Annotated in this window: 24 protein-coding genes; 6 read left to right on the top strand and 18 right to left on the bottom strand. The window is 62.6% G+C overall.

Translation table 11 applies throughout. The annotated features are described in order from the left end of the window. Nucleotides 1-14: 14 nt before the first annotated feature. From HX821_RS24815 to HX821_RS32080, 3 genes are read right to left on the bottom strand one after another with little or no spacing between them, the layout of a single operon-like run. A complete protein-coding gene (locus HX821_RS24815) occupies nt 15-1,883 on the bottom strand; it encodes an FUSC family protein (protein WP_177036655.1) in 1,869 nt (622 codons plus the stop codon). Continuing rightward, on the bottom strand, nt 1,883-2,791 hold the full coding sequence (locus HX821_RS24820) for an HlyD family secretion protein (protein ID WP_177009963.1): 909 nt from the start codon (nt 2,789-2,791) through the stop codon (nt 1,883-1,885). The genes HX821_RS24815 and HX821_RS24820 overlap by 1 nt, the downstream gene beginning before the upstream one ends. A gap of 10 nt (nt 2,792-2,801) precedes the next feature. After that, nucleotides 2,802-2,990 (bottom strand): DUF1656 domain-containing protein, encoded by a 189-nt coding sequence (locus HX821_RS32080; protein WP_371316188.1) that lies wholly within the window; start codon nt 2,988-2,990, stop codon nt 2,802-2,804. 127 nt (nt 2,991-3,117) lie between these two features. Here HX821_RS32080 and HX821_RS24830 point away from each other — a divergent pair, with 127 nt between their 5' ends. Further along, nucleotides 3,118-3,912 (top strand): helix-turn-helix domain-containing protein, encoded by a 795-nt coding sequence (locus HX821_RS24830; protein ID WP_003217152.1) that lies wholly within the window; start codon nt 3,118-3,120, stop codon nt 3,910-3,912. A 2-nt stretch (nt 3,913-3,914) separates the two neighbouring features. Here the strand turns inward: HX821_RS24830 and HX821_RS24835 are convergent, their stop codons facing one another. Further along, the gene (locus HX821_RS24835) at nt 3,915-4,832 is read right to left on the bottom strand and encodes a LysR family transcriptional regulator (RefSeq protein WP_177036658.1); all 918 of its coding nucleotides are present in this window, start codon (nt 4,830-4,832) and stop codon (nt 3,915-3,917) included. 110 nt (nt 4,833-4,942) lie between these two features. On the opposite strand from HX821_RS24835, the gene HX821_RS24840 reads away from it, so the two are divergent. After that, on the top strand, nt 4,943-5,161 hold the full coding sequence (locus tag HX821_RS24840; protein WP_102369131.1) for a DUF2790 domain-containing protein: 219 nt from the start codon (nt 4,943-4,945) through the stop codon (nt 5,159-5,161). On the opposite strand, the gene HX821_RS24845 is transcribed toward HX821_RS24840, so the two are convergent. The 8 genes from HX821_RS24845 to HX821_RS24880 form a co-directional block, all read right to left on the bottom strand. Then, nucleotides 5,158-6,405, bottom strand: a complete 1,248-nt coding sequence (locus HX821_RS24845) for an OprD family porin (protein ID WP_177036660.1) — start codon at nt 6,403-6,405, stop codon at nt 5,158-5,160. The two genes, HX821_RS24840 and HX821_RS24845, sit on opposite strands and share 4 nt — an antisense overlap. Nucleotides 6,406-6,435: 30 nt before the next feature. After that, the gene (locus HX821_RS24850; RefSeq protein ID WP_008433830.1) at nt 6,436-7,770 is read right to left on the bottom strand and encodes an MFS transporter; all 1,335 of its coding nucleotides are present in this window, start codon (nt 7,768-7,770) and stop codon (nt 6,436-6,438) included. A gap of 55 nt (nt 7,771-7,825) precedes the next feature. Next, on the bottom strand, nt 7,826-8,587 hold the full coding sequence (locus HX821_RS24855; RefSeq protein ID WP_008433831.1) for a 1,6-dihydroxycyclohexa-2,4-diene-1-carboxylate dehydrogenase: 762 nt from the start codon (nt 8,585-8,587) through the stop codon (nt 7,826-7,828). A gap of 10 nt (nt 8,588-8,597) precedes the next feature. Beyond that, on the bottom strand, nt 8,598-9,620 hold the full coding sequence (gene benC, locus HX821_RS24860; RefSeq protein ID WP_177036662.1) for a benzoate 1,2-dioxygenase electron transfer component BenC: 1,023 nt from the start codon (nt 9,618-9,620) through the stop codon (nt 8,598-8,600). 10 nt (nt 9,621-9,630) lie between these two features. Next, nucleotides 9,631-10,119, bottom strand: a complete 489-nt coding sequence (gene benB, locus HX821_RS24865) for a benzoate 1,2-dioxygenase small subunit (protein ID WP_008433833.1) — start codon at nt 10,117-10,119, stop codon at nt 9,631-9,633. Further along, nucleotides 10,116-11,492 (bottom strand): Rieske 2Fe-2S domain-containing protein, encoded by a 1,377-nt coding sequence (locus HX821_RS24870; RefSeq protein WP_003210841.1) that lies wholly within the window; start codon nt 11,490-11,492, stop codon nt 10,116-10,118. Before HX821_RS24870 ends, benB begins: the two co-directional genes overlap by 4 nt. A gap of 85 nt (nt 11,493-11,577) precedes the next feature. Beyond that, nucleotides 11,578-12,537, bottom strand: coding sequence for an AraC family transcriptional regulator (locus HX821_RS24875; protein ID WP_008433834.1), 960 nt, complete (start codon nt 12,535-12,537; stop codon nt 11,578-11,580). A gap of 118 nt (nt 12,538-12,655) precedes the next feature. Next, nucleotides 12,656-14,056, bottom strand: a complete 1,401-nt coding sequence (locus HX821_RS24880) for a DHA2 family efflux MFS transporter permease subunit (RefSeq protein ID WP_177036664.1) — start codon at nt 14,054-14,056, stop codon at nt 12,656-12,658. Nucleotides 14,057-14,319: 263 nt separating this feature from the next. On the opposite strand from HX821_RS24880, the gene HX821_RS24885 reads away from it, so the two are divergent. From HX821_RS24885 to HX821_RS24900, 4 genes are read left to right on the top strand one after another with little or no spacing between them, the layout of a single operon-like run. Further along, a complete protein-coding gene (locus HX821_RS24885; RefSeq protein ID WP_177036666.1) occupies nt 14,320-15,165 on the top strand; it encodes an ABC transporter substrate-binding protein in 846 nt (281 codons plus the stop codon). 16 nt (nt 15,166-15,181) lie between these two features. Next, complete coding sequence (locus HX821_RS24890) at nt 15,182-16,690, top strand: amino acid ABC transporter permease/ATP-binding protein (protein WP_177036668.1); 1,509 nt, start codon at nt 15,182-15,184, stop codon at nt 16,688-16,690. Between the two features lie 17 nt (nt 16,691-16,707). Beyond that, complete coding sequence (locus tag HX821_RS24895; RefSeq protein ID WP_003210850.1) at nt 16,708-17,373, top strand: GntR family transcriptional regulator; 666 nt, start codon at nt 16,708-16,710, stop codon at nt 17,371-17,373. Between the two features lie 14 nt (nt 17,374-17,387). Then, on the top strand, nt 17,388-18,239 hold the full coding sequence (locus HX821_RS24900) for a DUF1989 domain-containing protein (protein ID WP_177036670.1): 852 nt from the start codon (nt 17,388-17,390) through the stop codon (nt 18,237-18,239). 30 nt (nt 18,240-18,269) lie between these two features. On the opposite strand, the gene HX821_RS24905 is transcribed toward HX821_RS24900, so the two are convergent. The 6 genes from HX821_RS24905 to HX821_RS24930 form a co-directional block, all read right to left on the bottom strand. Next, the gene (locus HX821_RS24905; protein ID WP_177036672.1) at nt 18,270-19,244 is read right to left on the bottom strand and encodes an ABC transporter permease; all 975 of its coding nucleotides are present in this window, start codon (nt 19,242-19,244) and stop codon (nt 18,270-18,272) included. Continuing rightward, nucleotides 19,241-20,233, bottom strand: coding sequence for an ABC transporter permease (locus HX821_RS24910; protein ID WP_177036674.1), 993 nt, complete (start codon nt 20,231-20,233; stop codon nt 19,241-19,243). Before HX821_RS24910 ends, HX821_RS24905 begins: the two co-directional genes overlap by 4 nt. Then, a complete protein-coding gene (locus HX821_RS24915) occupies nt 20,220-21,755 on the bottom strand; it encodes a sugar ABC transporter ATP-binding protein (protein ID WP_177036676.1) in 1,536 nt (511 codons plus the stop codon). The genes HX821_RS24910 and HX821_RS24915 overlap by 14 nt, the downstream gene beginning before the upstream one ends. After that, nucleotides 21,755-22,741 carry a sugar ABC transporter substrate-binding protein gene (locus HX821_RS24920; RefSeq protein WP_003210861.1) on the bottom strand — a complete coding sequence of 329 codons (987 nt, stop codon included), beginning with the start codon at nt 22,739-22,741 and terminating at the stop codon, nt 21,755-21,757. The genes HX821_RS24915 and HX821_RS24920 overlap by 1 nt, the downstream gene beginning before the upstream one ends. A 188-nt stretch (nt 22,742-22,929) precedes the next feature. Further along, nucleotides 22,930-23,340 carry a VOC family protein gene (locus tag HX821_RS24925; protein ID WP_177036678.1) on the bottom strand — a complete coding sequence of 137 codons (411 nt, stop codon included), beginning with the start codon at nt 23,338-23,340 and terminating at the stop codon, nt 22,930-22,932. Between the two features lie 16 nt (nt 23,341-23,356). Next, nucleotides 23,357-23,887, bottom strand: coding sequence for an ester cyclase (locus HX821_RS24930; protein WP_177036680.1), 531 nt, complete (start codon nt 23,885-23,887; stop codon nt 23,357-23,359).

Below are 23,887 nucleotides of genomic sequence, written 5' to 3' on the forward strand. Positions count from 1 at the left end.
TCACCTTCGTTGTTTTAGCTGAAACTGGTTCGGATATCGGCACGCTGGTATTGGTCGAGCAACCCCGCCAAATCCCGGTAACAAGCAGCCAGGTCGCGGGCACCAAGGCGGATCAGTGATCTCGACGTACGCCGGGCCTGGGCCGCGCTGATCGCTGAATCGAAGGCATATCTGGCAATACGCCGATCGCCCGCTTGCACACACCTGGCGATTGACGAATGAGGCTCCAGGTCGCGTGTCTTGCGGTGCAGCAACCTTAACTGTCGACCCAGTTGAAGCGAGACGGCACCGGCCTCATCGGCGCCCGACAGCGCTTGCAGGGCAACCATCCGGTGCTGTTGCGTGGCCTGCCACTTCAGAAGATCCATGCGGTGCCCGTGACGCAGTAACCGGCGTGTGTCCTTGTGCAGCGCGGTCCTCAGGACGTCGGCGTGGCTGGCGGGTTTCCCCGGCAGCAACTGGAAGGCCAGCAGGCAGATAGCAAGCGTCACCATCCAGGCCAGGGCTTGATTCGCGAAGTCAGCGAAGTCGTATTGGGCGGTCCCGGCGGTGCCGACCAGGGTATTGAACGTAATCAGGTAGGCGACGCCTTGCAGGGCATGGCGCGGCCGGGTCGTGGCATGAATCCCGACCGCCCAGAACGCAACCAGCACCACCGTGAGCAACCCGAACCCGCTGATGTGCGGCAACAGCAGGAACTTGCACCCCGCCGCTGCCAGGATTGCGTAGAAGGTTCCCCTGGCAAGGCTCGCAATGCCTTGCTCGGGCGCCGCGCTGGTGGCCAGCAAGGTGCAGAACGGACCCAGTACGGCCAGCAAGGTTGGCCCCTGGTCCCAGCCGGTGAGGTACCAGACAGCACCGGTCGCCAGCGTGGCCAGCAACGCTCGCACACCGTTACGCAGTGCAGCGCCGTAGTGTCGGTGAAACCCCACGGCGCGGGCCGGCGGCAGGGGCGCGCGCTCAAGGCAGGCAAAACTCGACAAGGCGCTGGCCAGTTCGGCCAATGGTTCATTCAGACGCCGCTGGCTCGCGCCTGGTTCAAGGCTGGCTTGCAGCTCCCGGACACGATCGGCCGCCACGCAAAACCCGGGCATGGCTTCAGCCAGCTGGCGCAACTGTGCGCCGATTCCAGCGTGCGAAGGTATCGCACATTCGTCGAGCACCACGGCATGCAGATACGCAAGTCCTGCCTGCAGGGTCGCCAGCCTGGCGCGGATCAGCACCGACTCGCCCCGACCAATCCCGAGAAGGTCGTCCACTTTGCTGATATCGACGGCCAGCGGGTCCTGCGCACGCGCCGGCCCGCCGTCAAACCGCACGGCCAATAACCGCAGGGTGCGCGACGAGACGTCGCGAAGTGCCATGGTCAGTGTGCGCTCGACGGTCTTGCGGCTGAATAACGTGGCCACCAGGCTCAGGCTCAACACCCCCAGAACAACGGCCGTGCCCCGTCCGACGATATGTTCGAAACCTTGCTGCGGCGCGACGATGGCGGGCCCCAGGGCCAGGCAAACGGTGTAGCCGGCGACCACCGCCGCCGTGGCCTGGTAGTGCCGAAGCACGGTCATGGCGCCGACACAAAGGCCCAGCCATACCCCGATCCCGAGGATAAACAGCAGCATTTGCTGGGCGAACAGGCTGGTCAGGACCAATGCCACAGCCAACCCCACGAGGGTGCCCAGTGCCCGGTGGAAGCCCTTGCCAACCACTGCCCCCTGCAGCGGATGGATCAGCAACAACACGGTTGAGGCGGCCGAGAACGGCGAATCCAGGTGTAATTGGAACCCCAGCCACAGGGCCAATGAGGCCGCCAAAAGACTACGCAGCACATAGCCCGAGGTAGCAGCTTCCCATGCCCCCAGCATGCGCAGTGCACGGAGCATCACATGAACGCCTGAAGCCATTGCACCAGCCTCCAGCGCGGCGCCGTGCCCTCCTCGGCAACCTCGATGCTGGCGGTCATCCCCGCCGCCAGCTCCACACCGGGCGGCACCTTGTCCAGTTCAATCCGCACGGGCACGCGCTGGGCCAGGCGTATCCAGCTGAACGTAGGCGCCACCTGGGGCAAACCACTGTTACTGCGCAGCTCGTTGCCGTCGGCAATGCCCCGACCAATGCTCGCCACATGCCCTTCGAGCAGCGGTGAAAAACCCATCAGCTTGATGGACGTCGCAGCCCCCACCCGAACACCAGCCAGCTTGGTCTCCTCGAAGTAACCGGTGACCCAGAAGCTATGGCTATCGACTACAAAGATATTGGTCTCGCCCGCTGCCGCGTAGTCACCCGGCTGCAGCCGCAACTGGGTCACATAGCCGTCGACCGGCGAACGAATCGTCGTGCGGTCCAGATCCAGCCGCGCATGGGCCAGTTGGCTGCGGGCCGCATCCAGGCGCGCCCTGGCCACCGCCAGGTCCCGGGCTGCGTTGTCGGCTTCCTCCCGCGCAATCGCATCGCCGAGCTGGTTGCGGCGTTTGAGCTGTGCACTGCGCTGCTCGAAGACACTGCGCGCCTCGGCAAGCTCGGCCGTGCGCTGTTGCTGGGCAAGCAAGTAGCTGCTGCGATCGATCTGGTAGAGCAACGCGCCCTTGGCGACCCATTGGTTGTCGCCCACCAGCAGGTGTTCGACCTGGCCGGACACCTCGGGGGCAATACGGATGACTTGCGCGCTGACACGCCCGTCCCGCGTCCAGGGGGCCAACTCATAGGCGCGCCACAGTTGCGTGCAGAACAGCAATGCGGCCAGCCCGAGCACCAGGGTGACGAGGGTCTTGAGGATGTGTTTGATGATCATCGCGCTGCCCTCAAAAGCTCAGAACCAAGGTCGAGAGCACGATCAGCGACACAAAGAAACGCGCCAGGCTGGGGTGCCAGGCCCAATCCAGCCAGCGCCGCAGGGCCCGCTCCATTAGCCCGTACACCAGGGCTGCAACGCCGACGTAGAGCAAGAACGGAGGAATGTAGAGGTGGGCAATCGTGATTTCGCTGAGCATCGGTTGAATCTCGCAGTCGGCAATCACCTTGATCGCCTTGATGAAGATGGTAGGGACTGCAAGGTCGTGCCGATATTGAGTATGCTGCCAGGATATAATCAATTTCAGACAATCGAGGCGGTGCAACATGGGCGAGATGAAGCTCCAGGGCGTTGATCAATTCGAACTGGACAGTTTTGATCAGCCCGCCGTCGCGTTGATGCTCGGCAGTCAGCGCAACGACACCGAATTCCCCGTGCACAGCCACCGCAAAGGCCAACTGGTGGTGGCGTATCACGGCGGTATCGTGTGTACCGTAGAGGATGGCGTGTGGATGGTGCCGTCGGGCTTCGGCGTGTGGATTCCGGGCGGTATCGCCCACAGCAACCGGGTGACCGCCAACGGCAGGATCGGCTATCTGTTTGTCGAGCCCGGCGCCGCCGCGCTACCGGAGAAATGCTGCACGCTGGTGCTTTCGCCGCTGGTCCTGGCGTTGATCCTGCACCTGAGCGCCCAGCCCCAGGATTATCCGCCTGCCTCTGCCAATTCGCGCGTGGCGAGCGTGCTCCTTGAACAACTGGAACTGGCTCCTTCGGAGCAGTTGTACCTGCCGCTCCCCGCTGCTACGCAGTTGCGCTTCATCGCCCGCGGCCTGGCCCAGGACCCGTCAAACCGTTGCACCATGGCCCAGTGGGCACGCCAGGTCGCCATGAGCGAGCGGTCCCTGGCGCGGCTGGTCAAGAGTGAGACCGGCCTGACATTTGGCCAATGGCGCAAGCAATGGCAAATCATCGTGGCCTTGCAGAGCCTGGCCGAGGGCGAATCGGTGCAACGGACCGCCGAGGCGCTGGGGTATGAGTCGGTCAGTTCGTTCATCAGCATGTTTCGCAAGACACTGGGCTCGTCGCCGGCGCGCTACATTCGCCGTACGGCAACGCGCTAGCCTCAAGGTGCCTCAATCACTGCCAACTGCTCCGCCAGCAACACCGGCAATTGCACCTGCAAAAACGCGACCCACGTGCGCACCTTGGCATCCAAAAAACGCCTCGACGGATACACCGCGAAAATGCTGCGCTCCCTTAGCCGATAGTCGGGCAACAGCCGTACCAGCGAACCTTCCCGCAGTGCCGCGCTTGCACTGAAAAACGGCAACAGACTGATGCCCATGCCTTCCTGCGTCGCCTTGACCATCGCATCCGCGACATTGGTCCTGAAGGTGTCACCCGGCGAAATCGCAATCTCGCCCTCTTGCCCCTTGAACAACCACGCATCCTCCTGGAAATCCTGCAGATGCAACCGTCGATGCTGCATCAACTGCTGCGGATGCTCGGGCACGCCGTACCGGGCCAGATACCCCGGTGCCGCACAGGGCACACTGAACAACTGCCCGATCGTCTGGCTGACCAGCGCCGAATCCGGCAACGAATGGGCGATGGAGATCACCACGTCGTGACCCTCTTCAAGCGGGTCCGGGTTGTGCTGGGACAGGGTCAACTCGATGGACACGTCCGGGTATTGCTCGCTGTAGCGGGCAATCAGCGGCGTGATCAGCACCCCCAACCCGCTCATGCAATGCACCCGCAATCGCCCGCGCGGGTTGAGGTGCGCGCCGCTGGCTTCTGCCGTGGCTTCCCTGACGTCTTCAAGAATGTCGCGACAGCGCAACAGAAAGCGCTCGCCCGAATCGGTAAGGCCCAGGCGTCGGGTGGTGCGTTGCAACAGGCGGGTCTGCAGGTGTTTTTCCAGCTCGCAGATCAACCGTGATACGTGTGCCCCGGACAGGTCCAGCGCCTCGGCCGCTGCGGCAAAGCTGCCAGTGTCGACAACCCGGGCAAACACCTGCATGCCATTGAGCAAATCCATCAACATTGCCCCTCGATTGCTACGTGATACGTACGAGTCATTCACCTGTTCCTGTCTTTATCCCGCTGCGGCAATCACTAAAATGAACCCTACTCACAGAGGAACTCATCATGAATATCAAATGGCTCAGCCTGCTCCTGTTTTTCACCGCCGCCGGCGCCATGGCGGCCGGCAGCAATGAAGCGCTGGATATCCAACACGTTGTTTCAATCACGCCCGTGCCGGGCAGTTGCCAGGTAGAACCGGCGACCATGGTGTATCTCGACAGCCAGGGCGCCAGCCACACTGTCAACTACCAGGTCATGGGCACGTGCCAGGGCGGGGTTTAAAGCAGCTTCCAGGTGTAACTGAGGATCAGCCGGTTCTCGTCGATGTCGCTGCGGTAGTTTGAACGGGCCATGACATTGCGCACCCGAATGCCCAGGCCGCTCAATGTGCCGCTTTGCACCACATAGCCGATATCCAGGTCGCGCTCGCGATCCTTGCCTTCATAACCCGCGCCGGTGGTCACGTTGTTACCGGTGATATAACGCACGGTGGTGGTCAGCCCCGGAATGCCCAGCGCCACGAAGTCATAGTCGTACCGCACTTGCCAGGAGCGCTCGTCGGTGTAGGCAAACTCGTAGGTGGGTACTTCGTTGCCCAGCGGCGTGATGTTGGCGAAGACCCGCGGGAAGGCACTGTCGCCATACATGGCTTGATAACCGACGTAGAAGATATGGCCGCCATGCTTGGCCGACAGCAGCGAGAAAAACGCCTGGTTGTCGATCTTGCCAAGCAGTTTGTCGCCGTCTTCCCGGGCATCGTAGTAGCCGAGGTTGGCGCCGAGCGTCCACTCGCCCATTGGCTGGCTGTGCTTGAGGCCGACAAAGTCCTGGCGGTAGATGTCCTTGAGTTGGCCATGCCAGTAGCTGACGCTGGTGCGGTTGGTGTTGAAGGCGTAGTCGCCGCCGACGTAGTTGAACCCATCACCTTCAGCGCCGCGTTGCGGCACATGGCCGAGCATGGCGATCATTTTCTCGTCGCCGGCTTCGTTGCGCAGGCTGGTGGTGGTCAAGTGCCCGGCCTGCAGCGCAAGGCCGGCGATTTCGCCGGAGCTGACACTCACGCCCTGATAGCTCGGCGGCAGCAAGCGGATATCGCTGAAGGCCAGCACCGGCAGGTTCGGTTGCAGTTCGCCGACCTTCAATTCGGTCCTGGAAAACCTGGCCTTGAAGGTCAGGCCCAAACGGCTGTAATCATTCGGGGCGCTGCCGTCGCCCTTGACCGGGAGCAGGCCGGTATTGGTGCGGTCCGGGCTGCTGTCGAGCTTGAGGCCGAGGGTGCCCAGGGCATCCAGGCCAAAGCCCACGGGCCCCGGGGTGTAGCCGGATTTATAGGTCAGGATAAAACCCTGGCCCCACTCCTCTGCCTTTGATTGCTTGTTGGCGCCGACGATGTCCGAGAAATCGCGGCTGAAGTAATAGTTGCGCGCCTGCAAGGTGGCGGTGGAGTCCTCGAAAAACCCGCCCTCGGCCGCCGTCGCCGCAAGGGGCACGCCCAACAGGGATAGCCAGATACGTTGTGTGTTCATGTCGTTGCTCTTAGTTATTGTTATCGACAGTTACTGCGCCGGGGCGGCGATCACCTCCTGCCGGCCCCGACGTTCATTCAGCGCATACGCCGTCATTGCCAGCACGGCGATGGCCCCGGGGATGGCAAAGGCCATGAAGTTCAGGTGCAGCGGCAGTTCAATCCCCATCAGCGCGCCGCCCAGCAGCGGGCCGACGATGGCGCCGGTACGACCGATACCGGAAGCCCAGCCCAGGCCGGTGGCTCGAATGTTCAAGCCATAGAGTTGTGCGGCGCCGGCGTACAGCAGGATTTGCGTGCCGATGGTGGTGGCGCCGGCAAAAAAGATCAGCAGGTACAGGACCGGCATCGGGCTCTTGATACCCAGCAGGCTGATGGAGAGCAGCGCGGCGATAAAGAAACCGATCACCACCTTCACCAGGTTAAGCCGGTCACACAGCCAGCCACCGACAAGCGCCCCGGCGATGCCGCCAAAATTCAGCGCCAGCAGGAACGACAGGCTCGATCCCAGGCTGTAACCGGCACCCGCCATCAGTTTGGGCAGCCAGGAACTCAGGGCGTAGACCATCAACAGGCAGCAGAAAAACGCGACCCAGATCGCCGCCGTCCTCAAGGCCAGGCCGTGTCGGAACAACTCCAGCACCGAAGCGCCCTTGCCTTTACCGGCGCTGACGAGCAGTTGGTCTTGCGGGTCGATCCGGGTCTGCGGCGACAGGCGCTTGAGCAGCTCACGCGCCTGTTCCTTGCGGCCCTGGCGAATCAGGAACCCGATGGACTCAGGCAGCCAGTACACAATCAACGGCATCAGCAGCAGCGGGATCGCCGCGGCGAAGAACATGGACGACCAGCCAAAACGCGGCAGCATGAAAATCCCCACGCCGGCCGACAGCATGCCGCCCAGCGAGTACCCGCCAAACATCACCGCCATCAGGATGCTGCGCATTTTCTTCGGTGCGTATTCGGTAATCAGTGCGGCCGCATTGGGCATCAGGCCGCCACAGCCGAGCCCGGCAATAAACCGGCAGATTCCGAACTCAGTCGGGTTGCTGGCAAAACCGTTAATCACCGTGGCGACGCTGAACAAGGCAAAGCAGATGGCGATGCCTTTGCGGCGACCGAACTTGTCGGCCAGGCTGCCGAAGACCAGCGCGCCGAACATCATCCCGAACAGCGCATAACTGCCCAGAGCGCCGGCCTGCAGGGGCGATAGTCCCCATTCCTTCATGATCGACGGCAAGACCACGCCGTAGATGAACAAGTCATAACCGTCAAAGATCAACAGCACAGCACACAGGCTGACCACCAGCCAGTGGAAACGATTGAAATGGGCATTATCGATAATCGAATTGACGTCATGGGTACGCATGGCAGTGCTCTCATTATTGTTGTTGTGAGTCAGTGTCTGCAGGTACGGCGCTGGGTCAGCCGAGGTCGCCGCCTCCTACCGGCAAGGTGACGCCCGTGATGTAGGAGGCCTCATCAGAGGCCAGAAACAGAATCGCGCCGGCTTGTTCGTCGATGCTGCCGTAGCGCTTCATCGGGCTGCTGTCGAGGGTCTGGTCGACGATCTGCTGGTACCAGACGCGCTCCTGGTCGCTCTGGGGCTGGCTGTTGCGCGGGATCCGCCGCGGTGGCGCCTCGGTGCCACCGGGTGCGGTGGCGTTGACCCGAATGCCGCTGCCGGCGGTCTCCAGGGCCAGGCACGCGGTCAAGGCGTTGACGCCGCCCTTGGCCGCGCCATACGGCACACGGTTCACTCCGCGCGTGGCCACGGACGAGACATTGACGATGGCACCGCTGCCCTGCTCCAGCATGTAGGGCAACACGCAATGGCAGCACCACAGGGTCGGGAACAGCGAGCGGCGCACCTCGGCTTCGATTTCGTTCTCGGCGTAGTGCTCGAAGGGCTTGGCCCAGATGGTCCCGCCGACGTTGTTGACCAGGATGTCGATACGCCCGAACCGTGCCTTGGCAGCGGCCATCACACGGGCACATTCGGCATGCTGCTCCAGGTCGGCGGTGAGGATCAGCGCCCGCTCATGCTGCAATTCATGCACGAGTTCCGAGCGATCGACGGCCACCAGCCAGGCGCCCTCTTCCAGCAAACGCTCGGCAACCCGCCGACCGATGCCCTGGGCGGCGCCGGTCACCAGCGCAACCTGGGTGTTGAAACGTGGAGTCATGGGGGATTCCTCAGGCGGCGTCGCCGGTGACGATGGCGTTGGGGGTGAACTTCTCGTAGTGGAAGCTGGCGGGGGTGACGCCCTGGTTCTTGAAGTGCTGGCGTACCGCGTCGACCATCGGTGGCGGCCCGCACAGGTACACATCCACGTCGCCATCGTTCAGCACGTCAGCGGCCATGTGCTGGGTGACATACCCCTGCCGGGGGTGAGCGGTCTGGGGGTCGGCCACGCAGGTGACAAAACCGAAGTTGGGCAGGCGTTGGGCGAACGCCTCCAGCGCCTCGACCATCACCAGGTCCTGGTCCCGCGTCACGCCGTAGATCAGCGTGACCGGCCGGGTTTCCTCGCGCTCGGCCAACACTTCAAGCATCGACAGGAACGGCGCCAGCCCCGTACCACCTGCCAGCAACAGCAGTGGCCGCGCCACTTCGCGCAGGTAGAAACTGCCCAGCGGCCCGGTCATCGGCACCGCGTCGCCCGGCTGGGCACGCTCCAGCCAGCCACTCATCAACCCGCCGGGCACATGCTTGATCAAAAAGCTCGCGCGTTTGTCGCCAGGGCGACTGCTGAAGGAATACGCGCGGGTCTGCCCACTGTCGGGCACGCCGATATTCACGTATTGCCCCGGCAGGAACACCGGCGCCTGATCCAGTTCGAAGCTGACTTCCAACGCTGCATCGGCATGCCGGGTAATACTCGCCACCGTCGCGGCAAATTGCGCGGTGCCGGTCTTGCAGGCACCGGAAGGCACCGGCACGGCAATCACGCAGTCCGACTGCGGCACCATCTGGCAGGTGAGCACCTGGCGTTCGCCGGCTTCATCCTCGCTCAGGGCGTCTTCGATGTAGTCGTCGCCCAAGTCATAAACGCCGGTTTCACAGCGACATTTGCAGGTGCCGCACACACCGTCGGAGCAGTCCATGGGCAGGTTGATACGTTGGCGAAAGGCCGCGTCGAGGACCTTTTCACCCACCTTGCAGTCGATGAAACGGGTTACCCCGTCCTCGAAGTTCAGGGCAATGGAGTACGTCATGGGCGTATCCTCAGATGTGGTAGATATCGATGACCTGATGGATGTAGTCGTTTTTCAGCACCACCTTCTTGCGCGTGATCAGCGGCTGTTCGGCGCGGATATCGAGGCGATAGAACGAGGTACCGAAGTACGTATCCGTGGTCTTGTAGCGATGGCTGAGGGTTTGCCAGTTGAAACGCAACTCCACGTGCTGCCCGTCGTCGGCCAGCACTTCGAGGTTGGTGATCAGGTGCGCGGTGCGCGGCTCCGGGGTGCTGGCGCTGGAGCGCTCGGTCTTGATCCGGAACACCCGGTCTTCCAGGCCGTCGCGGCTGGGGTAATAGATCAGCGAGATTTCGCTCTGGGGGTCTTCGGTCAGCGTGTCGTGGTCGTCCCAGGCCGGCATCCAGTACTCGACCTTGGGTGAATAGCATTCGAGCCACTCATCCCACTGGCGGTCATCCAGCAGGCGGGCTTCGCGGTACAGAAAGTCCAACAGGCGGTCACGGGAAGCACTCATGCCAGCACCTCCTTGTCCGTCGCGATCAAGCCTTGCTGCTCCCGTTCGATAGCGCGTTGCAGGCTCTGGGCCCAGTGGGCGTGCTGGCGCACGAACAGGCCTTCGTCCTCGGTCTTGACGCCACTGAGCTGCGGATTCATGCCCATGGCCCGGGCGTTTTCGTCAGGGCCTTCGACCCACTGTTTGGCGCCGCGGCTGAGGTCATTCCACAAGGTGGTCGCACCCTGGTAGCCGGTCTGGCAGGCGCGGAACTCTTCCAGATCGTCCGGTGTACCCATGCCGCTGACGTTGAAGAAATCTTCGTACTGGCGGATGCGCGTGGTGCGTTCCTCGGCACTTTCGCCCTTGGGCGCCATGCAATAGATCGTGACTTCGGTCTTGTCGACCGCGATTGGCCGTACCACGCGGATCTGCGTGGAGAACTGGTCCATCAGGTACACATTCGGGTAGAGGCACAGGTTGCGGGTTTGGTCGACGATAAAATCGGCGCGTTCCTGGCCCAGGCGCTCGGCCAGCGCCTCGCGATGGGCATGCACCGGACGCACTTCGGGGTTGAGCAGGCGCGTCCACAGCAGGATATGGCCATGCTCGTAGGCGTACACGCCGCCCAGGCTTTTCGACCAGCCATTGGCATCCACGGTGCGCGTGCCTTCGGCTTCGTAATTGCGCCGGCCCATGGTCGCCGAGTAGTTCCAGTGCACGGAGCTGACGTGATAACCGTCGGCGCCGTTTTCGATCTGCAGCTTCCAGTTGCCGTCATACACATATGACGAACTGCCCCGCAGCACCTCCAGCCCCAGCGGGGCCTGGTCGACCATCTGGTCGATGATCACCCGGGTCTCACCCAGGTAGTCGCTCAGCTCCGGCACCGTCTCGCTGAGGCTGCCGAACAGGAAGCCGCGATAGTTTTCGAAGCGACCAAGGCGTTTCAAGTCGTGGGAGCCGTCACAGTCGAAGCTGTCGGGGTAGGCGCCGGTCTTGGCGTCCTTCACTTTGAGCAGCTTGCCGGCGTTGCTGAAGGTCCAGCCGTGGAACGGGCAGGTAAACGAGCCTTTGTTGCCTTGTTTACGGCGGCAGAGCATCGCGCCACGGTGGGCGCAGGCGTTGACCAGGCCGTGCAGCGTGCCGTGTTTGTCACGGGTGATGACCACGGGCTGGCGGCCGATCCAGGTGGTGAAGTAGTCGTTGATCTCCGGCACCTGGCTTTCGTGTGCCAGGTAGACCCAACCGCCTTCGAAAATGTGCTTCATTTCCAGGGCAAACAGGTCGGGGTCGGTAAAGATGTCGCGGCGGCAGCGGAACACCCCAGTGGCGGGATCTTCCTGGACGGAGTCGCGCAATTGTCGGGCGAGTCGGTCGAATGTGCTGATCATGGGGTAGGCCCTCGGTTGTTCTTGTATCAGGCCCCCCCACCTTATGTGCTTGCCCTACCCCTCAATATCCGCTGACTGCAATTCGTTATCCGCCTGGCGCGAGCCGGCGCTTCCACGTTTGCGAAGGCAGCTCGCCAAAGCGTTTGCGATAGGCCTCGGAGAACCGCCCCAAATGCACAAACCCATGATCCAGCGCCACCTCCGTCACGCTGCGCGCCGTGGCCAGTTGCAGCATGGCGTGCACCCGCTCCAGCTTGCGCTGGCGCATGTAGTCACGGGGTGACAGGCCGACCTGGCGTTCAAACAAGGTATACAACGAACGCTCGCTGACCCTGGCGATGGCCATCAGTTGTTCGACGCTGATGTCGTCGGCCAGGTGCTCCTCGATGAACTGACGCACGGCTTCAAAGCCCCCACCCTGATCCGGTCGCGGAATCACCCGCAGGACGTTGCTGGCCAGCAGCGCCAACAGCTTGTTCGCCACAATGCGCTCGTACAGGCCCTGCACTTCGGGTTCGGCGGCGTTTTCGGCCTCATGGCAGATCAGCCCCAGCAATTGCAGGAACCCACCCATTTCGGCAAGTGCGTGGCGCGGCGCCGCAAAACGGATGCCCGGCTGCGGCAACGTCCAGTGCTGCTCAAGGCAGGCGTTTTCCAGCAGGCGCACGGGCACCTTGACGATGAATTTTTCGCAGTCGGCGGAATAGGTCAGGTCTACCGGGTCATCCGGGTTGATCAGCAGCACTTCGCCGGGGCCCAACACCTGTTCTTCGCCACGGGAGCTCGAGCGGCAGTGGCCGTGCAGCAGGATCTGCAGGTGGTAGATGGTTTCCAGCGCCACCGAGGTCACCCGCACCGGCGCGCCGTAGCTGATGCGGCACAGGTCCAGGCTGGAAAAGGTCCGGTGGCTGATGCTTGCCTGCGGGCGGCCCTTGGGCGGCAGGCGGATGCAGTGGCTGCCGACATGCTGGTTGACGTAGTCGGACACGGCATAGGCATCTGCACGGTCGAAAATCTGGCTGCGCTCACTCAATAGCACGGTCATGGTTGCGCCTTTTATTGTTATGGGCCCTGCATATGTACTTCACCGCAGAGTGATGCGGGGGACGCAAGCCGTCCAATATTCAATAGGTGTTGCGTCATACCCCGAAGGTATCGTGGGTTCACTTTCGCTGCAAAACCGACTCACCGGCCTGGGGCGGCAGCCGCAGGTTATCCAGCAGCGCCACGCCGGCGATCACCGCCACTAGAAGAAACGTCAGCTGGAAATCGGCGGTGGCGGCCTGCCCGGTATTGCCGTGAAAATTCATGGCAAAACGTAACAACAGCGCGCCAATCGCCACGCCCATGGCCATGCTCAACTGGAAGAACATGCTGAACAAGGTTGAGGCGTCGCTCATCTGCGCCTTGGGTATATCAGCGAACCCCAGGGTGTTGAACAAGGTGAACTGCATGGAGCGTGACAGGCCACCCGCGAACAGAATGAACAGGATCAGCGCCCAGCTCATGCGCTCGTCCAGCAGCGCACAGGCCGCAATCGCGAGCACGCCAAGGATGCCGTTGATCATCAGCACCGAGCGAAAGCCCCAGCGCTGCATCACCGCCGTGGTGAACGGCTTCATCGCCAGGTTGCCGGCAAATACCGCGAGCACCAGCAACCCCGCATCGAATGCAGAAAGGCCGAACGCCAGTTGAAACATCAGCGGCAGCAGGAACGGCAAGGTGCTGATGGCCACCCGGAAAATCGACCCGCCGCACAGGCACACACTGAACGTGCGCACACTCACCACACCCAGCGCCAGCAATGGTTGGGCATGCCGGCGCATATGGCGCCAGGCAAAGGCGCCGAGCATTACGCCTGCAGCGCTGAGTAACAGGCCCTGCAACAAGCTGCCACGGCTTTGCCCGAGCAGTTCCACGCCGTACAACAGCGCCGCGCTGGCGACACCCACCAGCAGGAAGCCGCTGAAATCGAATGAGCGGGACGTGACCTCGTCGTGTTTGGGGATCAGTACCAGCGTGGCAATCAGCGCCAGCAGGCCCAGCGGCAGGTTGAGGTAGAAAATCCACGGCCAGGACGCGTGGGTAACGATAAACCCGCCCACAGGCGGCCCGAGTATCGGCGCCACCAGGCCGGGCCAGGTGATGAATGAAATCGCCCGCACCAGGTCTTTTTTCTCGGTAGCCCGCAGCACCGCCAGGCGCCCCACCGGCACCATCATCGCGCCGCTGATGCCCTGCAACACGCGCGCGGCGACGAAGGTCTGCAGGCTGTCGCTCCACCCGCACAGCAGTGACGACAGGCTGAACAGCACGATTGCCCAACCGAATACCCGCCGCGAGCCAAAGCGGTCGGCCAGCCAGCCGCTGATGGGAATGAACACCGCGACGGCGAGCATGTAGGCGCTCATACCGATGTTCACGTCCACCGCGCCCACGCCGAAGGTTTTGGCGATGTCCGGCAACGCGGTCGCGATCACGGTGGCATCGAGGTTCTCCATGAAGAAGGTGACGGCGACCAACAAGGCAATCAGGGTTGAGCGGCGTTGGGAGGTCGACGTCATTGCTGTTCACTCATGGTTTCGAACCGGCACTTTATCAATAAGTGCGTCCTTTATGGTCCGCGAAATGCCTGCCTCACAACGTGGCGCCCGGTAACGAATTGCCCCGAATTGGGGTGCGCGCTTGCAAAAAACGGCTGTCTCACGCGTCAAAATCCATCAAAAACCTGGAAAAGTCATTAGTTGGCACGATAACCGCTTATTAGCTAATACAGGATTGTTGAACAATCTAAATCTCCCTGCATCCAGCAACCGAGGCGACGAACATGCAAAAAGGTCTGACGGGCAAGAACACCCTGCGCACATTGGCGCTAGCGATCACCCTGGCGTGCGTGACGCCGCTGCTGTCGGCTGCCGAAATCAAGGGCACCCTGAAACCGGGAGAGCTGTCCATCGGCTCCGACCTCACCTACCCGCCTTACACCTACCTTGAGCAAAAGACCCCGGCCGGTTTCGACCCGGAGTTCATGCAACTGATGGGCAAGCAACTGGGGCTCAAACCACTTTTTCTCGACACCCGCTTCGCCAACCTGATCCTCGGCGTCAACGCCCGGCGTTTCGACGTGGTGGCCTCGGCACTGTATGTCACGCCAGAACGCGCCAAGCAGGTGGATTTCCTCAGCTACCTGAAGACCGGTTCTTCGCTGATGGTGCTCAGCGCCGGCGACTTCAAGCCCCAGCGCCCGGAAGACCTGTGCGGCAAGCGTGTCGGGTCGATCAAGGGCGCGTCGTGGGTGCCAAAGCTGAACAAGGTTTCGGCGGACTACTGCCTCCCAGCGGGCAAGCCAGCGATCGAGTCGCGTGAGTTCCCGACGTCGCCGGAAGCCGCCCAGGCCCTGCTCGCCCAGGCGGTGGACGTGCAGATGGAAGACGCGGCGGTCGCCAAGATCACCGTGGAAAAACTGCAGGGCAAAACCGTGATCAGCTCCAGCGAGTTGATCTACCCGGTGGTGGTCGGCCTGGCCGTGCGCAAGGAAAACCCGGCACTGCTCCAGGCGCTGACCGGCGCCCTGAGCCAGATCAAGCAGGACGGCAGCTACGGCAAGCTGCTGGCGCGCTACAACCTGGCCGAGCCGAACGCCGCCGAGATCAGTGCGGCACTGGGTAACTGAAACGCGGAGCACCTTTATGCAATTCGATTGGCACTACACCCTGGGCTTGTTATGGAACGGCGACTTCTGGCGAGCCGTCGGCACCGTGGTCGAACTGAGCCTGGAAACCTGGCTGCTGGGCATTGTGCTGGGGTTTTTCCTGGCCCTGGCGCGGCAGTCGGAGCGCCGCTGGCTGCGGGACTCCGCTGGCGTCTACATCTGGTTCTTCCGCAGCCTGCCGTTGCTGGTACTGTTGATCTTCGTCTACAACCTGCCGCAGGTGTTTCCGTCCACCAGCGCGGTGTTGTCCAACCCCTACTCCGCGGGCCTGATCGCCCTGGTGCTGAGTGAGGCGGCCTACATCGCCGAGATCCATCGGGGCGGCCTGCTGGCGGTGGTCAAGGGGCAGCGCGAAGCCGGCAAGGCGCTGGGCGTTGGTTATCGCGGCGTGCAGCGGTTGATTGTGGTGCCGCAGGCGCTGCGGGTTGCGTTGCCGACACTGGCCAACGAATACATCACCATCGTCAAACTCACCTCGCTGGTGTCGGTGATTTCGCTTTCGGAAATCCTGCTGGTGGGCCAACAACTCTACACCCAGAACTTCCTGGTGATGGAGACCATGCTGGCCGTGGCGTTCTATTACGTGTTCATCGTGACGGTGTTCAGTTGGCTGTTGCGGGTGCTGGAGAACCACCTGGACGTGACCCGGCGCAAACCCAAGGCCATCGCCCCCGCCGTGCTCGACCAAGTGGCGACGCGTCGTGCCCCCGGCCAGGCCGAGCCCGGTGAGTTTGCCTTGCAGGCTCGCGGGGTGCGCAAGGCCTATGGCGAGCTGGAAGTGCTCAAGGGCGTCGAACTGAATGTGCGCTGGGGCGAGGTGGTGTCGATCATCGGCCCGTCAGGCTCTGGCAAGACCACGCTGATTCGTACCATGAACGGCCTCGAAAGCCTCGACCGTGGCGAAATCACCCTGCAAGGCCAGCCGTTCCTGCGTGGCAGCCAGGAGCCGCAAGGCGCGCTGGGGCACAAGGTGCATATGCGCGGCATCGTGCATGTCGGCATGGTGTTCCAGGGGTTCAACCTGTTCCCGCATAAAACCGCCCTTGAGAACGTGATGCTCGCGCCGGTCTACCATGCCCATGGTAGCGGCGAAGAATTGCGCCTGTTGAGCCTGGCCCTGTTGCGCAAGGTCGGCATGCTGGAGCACGCCGGCAAATACCCGCACCAGCTATCCGGCGGCCAACAGCAACGGGTGGCGATTGCCCGCGCCCTGGCGATGCGGCCCTCGGTGATGCTGTTCGATGAACCCACCTCGGCCCTCGACCCGGAACTGGTGGGCGACGTACTGGCGGTAATCGAGGAATTGGCTCGCGAGGGCATGACCATGGTCATCGTCACCCATGAAATGAACTTCGCGTTCAAGCTTTCCGATCGTGTGGTGTTCATGGAAGGCGGAGAGATTATCCAGGACGCCGCACCGCGTGACATGCTCGAGCAACGCAGCGAACGCATGACCAAGTTCCTCAAAGACGTCCAACTGGCGTGAGCCCAAGGAGCCCCGACGTGAGCCAAGCCAAGGAACCCAGCCTGTCGCTGGCCGACCAGGTTGCCATCGAACTGCGCGAAGACATCATCGGCGGCCGCCTGCTGCCCGGCATGCCGCTGGTGGAAAGCGAACTGGTGAACGCCTACAACGCCTCGCGCAACACGGTGCGTGAAGCCTTGCACCACCTGGGCCGCGAAGGCCTGACCAGCTACGTGCGCAACAAAGGCGTGATCGTGCGCCGCCTGGGGGTGGAGGAAGTGCGTGACATCTTCAAGGTGCGACGCACCCTGGAGCTGCAGGCCATCGCCGCCAGCAAGCCGCTGCGCGAATACCAGTCCGACCTGATGCTGGAGTCCATCGAGGCTGCGCAACTGGCCCAGGACCGCGAGAACTGGCAAGCCTTCGGCACCCACAGCCTGCGCTTTCATCAACACATTGTCGGGCTGATGCGCAGCCCGTTGCTGGACGAGTTTTTTACCCATATTGCAGCCCAGATGCGCCTGGTGTTTTCCAACGCGCCCAGCGAGGAAACCTTCCAGAAGCCCTGGCTGGAGCGCGACCGGCAGATTCACGACTTGCTGGTTGACGGCCACAAGCAAGCCGCCGGCGAAGCCCTGGCCAGCTACCTCAATGACTCCGAATCGCTGCTGCTGGACATCCTGAGCAGCATTCCAAAACCCTGAAGCGAGGACCCACCATGTACAAGGACTACCCAGCGGCCTACCAAGTCAGCAAAGGCGCTGCCTTGCAGGTCGACAAAGCTTTTTATGACCGCGTACGCGAGTCCCGGGATGGCCGCACCCTGATCGAACAATTCGAAGTGCCGATCCGCACCGGCCGCGCCTGGAAAGTACCGGCCGGCCATGTGTTCCGTGTGACCACGCCGGTGGGCCCGCAGGTCGGCGACTTCAACGTGTGGAATGCCAATGACCCCCGCGAACGCATGTGGGCATCGCGTACTCGCCAGTTGCAAGGCGCTCACGTCACTACATACGACCGCCTGTGGTCGAACCTGCCGTTTTTGCGGCCGATGGTCACCATCACCGACGACAGCCTGGCCGACTATGGCATCGACGAACACGGCGGGCGCCTGCACGATTTGCTCGGCACGCGCTGCGATCCCTACGTGAACAAGATGCTCACCGGCGAAGACTTCCACCACCACTGCCACTCCAACCTGACCCGCGCCGTGCTGCCCCATGGCCTGACCGAGTTCGACGTGCATGACGTGCTGAACATTTTCCAGTGCACCGGCCTCAATCACGACGACATGTACTTCATGAAAGCCTGCCCGGCCAAGGAGGGCGACTATCTGGAGTTCTTCGCCGAAATCGACCTGCTGTGTGCCCTCTCCACCTGCCCCGGTGGCGACCTGTCGCTGCCGATGTGGGGCCCGGATGCGGAAGACCCGTTGAAGGTCTGCCGTCCGCTGGGGGTGGAAATCTACCGCCTCGACGACGCGCTGCTGGAGGGCTGGAAACAACCCGAACGCGCCGCCTATAACGGCAACCATGGCCTGTTGATTCCCAAGGCTGACTGGGAAAAGTAGCGGCCGGATTGAACCCTGGGGCGCCGTGCCTCAGGTGTTCTGCGCAATCCTGCGGCTGATAAAACTGAAAGCCAGCACGACAAAAATCAGCACGCCGGTGGCCACCTGCTGCCAGTAGAAGTTCCAGCCGATCAACAGCAAGCCATTGGCGATGACGTTGATGAACAGCACCCCCAGCAACGTGCCCGGAATATTCGCCCGGCCCTGGCGGTTCAATGTGGTGCCGATAAACACCGCACCAATCGCATTCAGCAGGAACGCATTGCCCGACAGGGGCACATAGGCACTCACCGTCGAACTGAGCAGGATCCCCGCCACCGCGCACGCCAGCGCCGCCGCCAGCACCGTGGTGGTGACGATGCGCCGCACCGACAACCCCGAGTAATACGCCAGCAGCGGCTGGGTACCCTGGGCCAGCAGTTCGCGCCCCAGGCGTCCACGGGCCAGCAACAGGCCGTAGACCACGGCCAATACCAGCACGACCAAAAGCGGCAAGGGCACGCCCAACGGGCTGAAGCTCGCCAGTTCCGGCTTGAAACCCTGGGCGATATAAATTGGCTGGCCGCCGTCCGAGAGCAGTTGCTGGGCACTGGTGCCGATAAACAAGGTGCCGAGGGTGGCCAGGAACGGGCTGATCCGCAGCCCCGCGATCAAGCCGGCATTGAACAGCCCTACCAGCAGCCCGGCGGCCAACGCACCGGCAATCGCCACACCCAGCCCGTGCCCGGCGTTAAGCAACACCACGAAGCTGAAGCTGGCGAAATCCAGCGCGGTGCCTACCGACAGATCGATGCCACCGGCCGCCACCGCATAGGTCATGCCGATCGCAACAATCGCCAGCAGCACGAAGTTATTCAGCACCAGGCTTTTCAGGTTGCCGCCACTGAGAAACCCCGGGGCCTGCCAGGCAAACACCACCACGATGGCCACGAACACCAGCGGCAACGTCAGGGGCAACAGCGAACGCCAGCCGCCATGGGCTTGCAGAATGGATACCTGACTCATGAATGTTCTCCCCGGTTCAATGCGCTGGAAGCGGCGACCACCAGCAGAATCAGCACGCCCTGGACACCGTTGACCCAGAAGCTCGATACGTTGAGCAACTGAAACCCGTTGATCAAAAAGCCGATCAACAGCGTCGCGAGCAAGGTGCCGGGGATGCTTGCCACCAGTCGCCGGGAAAACACCACGCCAAGAAAGGCTATGGCGACCACCGACAACAGCATGTCACCGGAGCCGGTGGTGCTGCCGCTGAAAAATGCCGCTGAACACAACGCCGCCACCGCGGCACACAGCCCAGACAGCAAATAACTGGAGAGTACGTAAGCCGGCACTCGAATCCCGGCGGCCTCGGCGGCGTGCGGGTACTCGCCGACGGCATGCAGGCGCAGCCCATAGGCGGTGTGCTGGATCAGCAGCGTCAACACAAAGGCCGTCACCAGCAACACCCAGGCGAGTGCCGGCACGCCCAGCCATGCGCCGCCGCTGAGCAGGTCAAGCAACGGTGAGTCCGTCGACACCACAGTATTTTCAGTCAAAACGAGCTCCAACCCGGCCAGTACATTCATGCTTGCCAGCGTTGCGAGCAACGGTGGCAAGCGCAGCACCACCACGGCCAGGCCATTGAGCAGGCCCACCGCCAGGCCGCAACCCAAGGTCAGCAGCAGGCTTGCCCACAGGTCGAGGCCTGCGTTGTTGAGTCGACTGAACACGGCCGCACACAAGCCCAAATTGGCTGCCAGCGACAGATCAAGCCCGCCGGCCACCACGTTGGAGCCGCCGCCGATAATCACGCAGGTCAGGCCGAAGGCAAGTACGCCGAGGATCGCCGACTGGCTGAACACATTCGCGATATTGCCGACTGAAAAGAAGTTCGGCGCGGCGACGGCAAAGCCCAGCAAAATCGCGAGGAATACGCCCACCGAGCCGCGCCGCAACAGCAGTACCCATAACCGTTGGGACAAGCCAGGAGTAGCAGCTTCAAGCAGGGACATGCACCACCTCCTGTTTCACCTGCACAGCCACTGTGGACTGCACCGCACCCGTGGCACACGCCAACAGTTGATCACTGTCCGCCTCACCGGCATGGAACTCCCCGGCTATTTCGCCTCGATGCAACACCAGGATGCGGTCGCAGACCCCCAGCAGCTCGGGCAAATCCGAAGACAGCACCAGCACCGCTGCGCCCTCTTCCACCAGCCGCCCGATCACGCGATAAATCTCGACCTTGGCGCCGACGTCCACACCTACGCACGGTTCGTCCAACAGGTACACCGCCGAGCGCCGGCTCAGCCATTTGCCCAGGGCGACTTTCTGCTGGTTGCCGCCGCTGAGCTGGCTGACGGCAGCCTGCGGGCCCGGCGTCTTGATCGCCAACTCGTCGATCAGCCGCAGGCTTTCGGCCTGCTCCTTACGCTGGCTCAGTAACCCCCAGCGACTGAAACGCCCAAGCCCGGCGAGCGTGAGGTTTTCCAGCACCGACAGCAGCGGTGAAATCCCCTGGCTGCGGCGTTCTTCCGGCACCAGTGCAATCCCTTGGGCAATGGCTTCTCCGGGTGAACGCAGGCGCAACAAACGCCCCTCCAGATGAATGCTGCCGCTGTCGGCGCGCACCACACCGAACAGGGTCTTGAGCAGGTCCTTGGCGCCCGACCCGACCAGCCCGGTGAGGCCGACGATCTCGCCCCGACGCAATTCCAGGTCGATCTGCCGGTAGCGCCGGGCCAGGTTCAGGCCGCGCACCTGCAGCAATGGTTCGCCGAGCTCGACCTGCGCCTTGGGGTACATCTCCTGGACCTCGCGGTTGACCATCAACCGCGCAATCTGCGCGCTGGAGGTGTGCCGTGGCTCAACCACGGCCACATCTCGACCATTGCGCAACACCGTCACTTCATCGCACAGGCTGTCGATTTCCTGCAGGTAATGGGAGATGTAGAGAATCGACAAACCCTGGTCCCGCAGGCGCTTGACGATCCGCAGCAGCTGGTCGACTTCGCGCTTGACCAGCGCCACGCTGGGCTCGTCGAACACCAGGATCTTCGGCTGGCGAATCAACGCCCGGGTGATTTGCAGCACCTGGCGCTCGGCGCTGTTCAGCTCGCCCACCAGTGCCCCGGCCGGCAGTTGCAGCTCAAAATATTCCGCCAGCAAGCGCTCGGCCTCGCGCTGCTGCCGGCGCCGGTCGACAAACGGACCACGGCGTAATTCATGGCCGAAAAACAACGCCTCGCCCACGGTAAAACTCGCCGGCAACAGCCGCTCCTGATGGATGAACTGCACGCCCAGCGCGTCCACCTGGCGCGGCGACAGTGCGGCATACGGCTGGCCGTCAATGCTCACCTGCCCCGAGTCCGCCTTGTGGATCCCCGCCAGGACCTTGATCAAGGTCGACTTGCCGGCACCGTTCTCGCCCACCAGGCCGTGAATGGTGCCGCGCTCGACCTTCAGGCTCGCATCATCCAGCGCCAGGGTGGCGCCGAAGCGTTTGCGCAGGTGCTGCAAGTGCAACGCGGCCATCAATCACCCCGCAGTTGCTGGACCTGCGCCAGGTTGGCGGCGGTGGTCAGCAGCGTCGGCACATGGGTTTCCTTGGGCAGGTCACGCTGCCCGGCCAGGTAGCGGGCCACGTTCTGCACAGCAGTCTTGCCGATCAGCGCCGGTTGCTGGGCGACTACCGCGCCCACCGGCGAATTGGCCTGGCCGAGCAGCTCCAGTACCTCCGGCGTACCGTCCACGCCGTAGGTCTTGATCTCGGTGCGCTTGGCGTCGATCAACGCCTTGCTTGCCCCCAGTTGCGGAATGTCCCACGCCGCCCAGATCGCCGAGACACTGCCGGCCGGGTACTTGTTGAGCAATGCGGACACCTGGGAATAGGCATCCTGCACGGTGTTGGGGATCACATCCCGCAGCTCCGGCTCGATGATTTCCAGTTGCGGGTGATCCTTGAGCGCCAGCTTCAACTGGTCGTAGCGAATCGCGCACACCGGCACGCCGTAGAAGCCGTTGAACACCAGGATCTTGCCCTTGCCGCCGGCATCCTTGATCAACTGATCGGCCAGGGCCTTGCCGGTGGCGACGTTATCCGAGGTGGTGTTGTTGAGGCTGTACTGCGACGGCGCGTCAATGGTGAACAGCGGGATGCCGGCCTTGCTGATGCGCTTGAGCCACGGGTCGATCACGCTCAGGGTGCCGAGGGTCTGGATCACCGCATCGGGTTTCTGGGTGACCACGGTTTGCAGTTGGGTCACCAGGTTCTTGTCGTTGCGCCCTGCATCCAGGGTGATCGGCGTGCCGCCGAGGCGCTTGATCTCATCGACCTGGGCCTGGAAGGCCTTGATATCGAAGTAGTGACTGGTGCCGGTCATGCTCACGGCAATGCGCTTGCCGGCCAGGGACGGCACCGCGTCATCGCCCTCGGCGGCCTGGGACACGGCGGCGTGGCCCAGCAACAACGCTGCGCCGAGCAAGATGTAACGTGAACGCGAGAAAAAGGTGCAAGGCATACAGGGCTCCGCTGAGCAACGGGTGAAAGGGTTCACCTGTGTGCATTGCAGAGCCCATGCCATAAATTATTTCGAATAAAATCAACTAGATGTAAACATTGGATGACGTTGCGCTGTCCCGCCCAAACCACAACTGTCCGACTGCTGTTGCCCAGCCAACAGTTGGCCGGGAAATCCGGCCAGCCACCTCAGGCCGCCGGGTAAGCAAAGATCAGCTCGACCCTGATCCCGTTGGGGTCTTCGACAAACAATTGGTGCTCGAACAGCTCCGGCACCACCCGCTCGGTAAAAGGCAGCCCTAGCGTGTGCAGGCGTTGCCGGTGAGTTTCAAGGTCATTGCAGCGCAATGCAATGTGATCGAGCGCACCTGAGCCGTCGCCGGCAGCACGCACCCCAAGATACGTTTCAAGCTGCGCGGCGCTGCCCTGCAGGCTGGCGATATGCAGCAGCGGGCGACCTGCTGAATAAAGCCAACTGCCCGGAAAAGGAAACGCCGGGCGCCAGCCCTCCTCCAGGCCGAGGGCGTCACGATAGAAACTTACCGTCGCGTCGACATGCTCCGTACGGAGCGTGAAGTGATCAAGGTAGTGAACGGTCATGTGCAGAGCCCTCCCGTCAGCGCGCACCCAACTGCTTCATCAGCGTCAGGTTGTCTTCGATGTGCCAGTTGGCGACGATCTTGCCCTTGCCGATCTGGTAAATGTCGGTGGCAATAAAGTCTACGACCTGCCCAGTGCCCTTGATCTGACCAAAGGAACCGGTGAAGTGCCCGCGAAAATGCAAATGTGCCACCACGCGGTCGCCGGCAATGATCATTTGCTCTACTTCACAGCTCAGGTCCGGCACCGCGCCGCGAAACGCACGGGAGGCCAGCAGCGGTCCCTCCGGCCCTTGTTTGCGCCCGGCGGGCGGTGTTTTATCAATGAAGTTGAGCGCCAGCGCTTCACGGGCCAGGCTCTCGTCACCGGTATTCCAGAAAGTGTCGTAACGCCGGGCGACAGTTTCCATGATCTTCAGTTGCGCGGCGGTCAGGCTCTTGTCCACCACCAGGACACCGGGCGTCACCAGTTCGGTGGTGGCAAACGCCACGCCGGAGAGGGTCAGGGCCAGGAATCCGGCGGCGATAAGGGGAATGGAACGTTGCAT

The organism is Pseudomonas sp. B6001 (genome assembly GCF_013386015.1).
In the GTDB taxonomy this organism is placed as follows: Bacteria; Pseudomonadota; Gammaproteobacteria; order Pseudomonadales; family Pseudomonadaceae; genus Aquipseudomonas.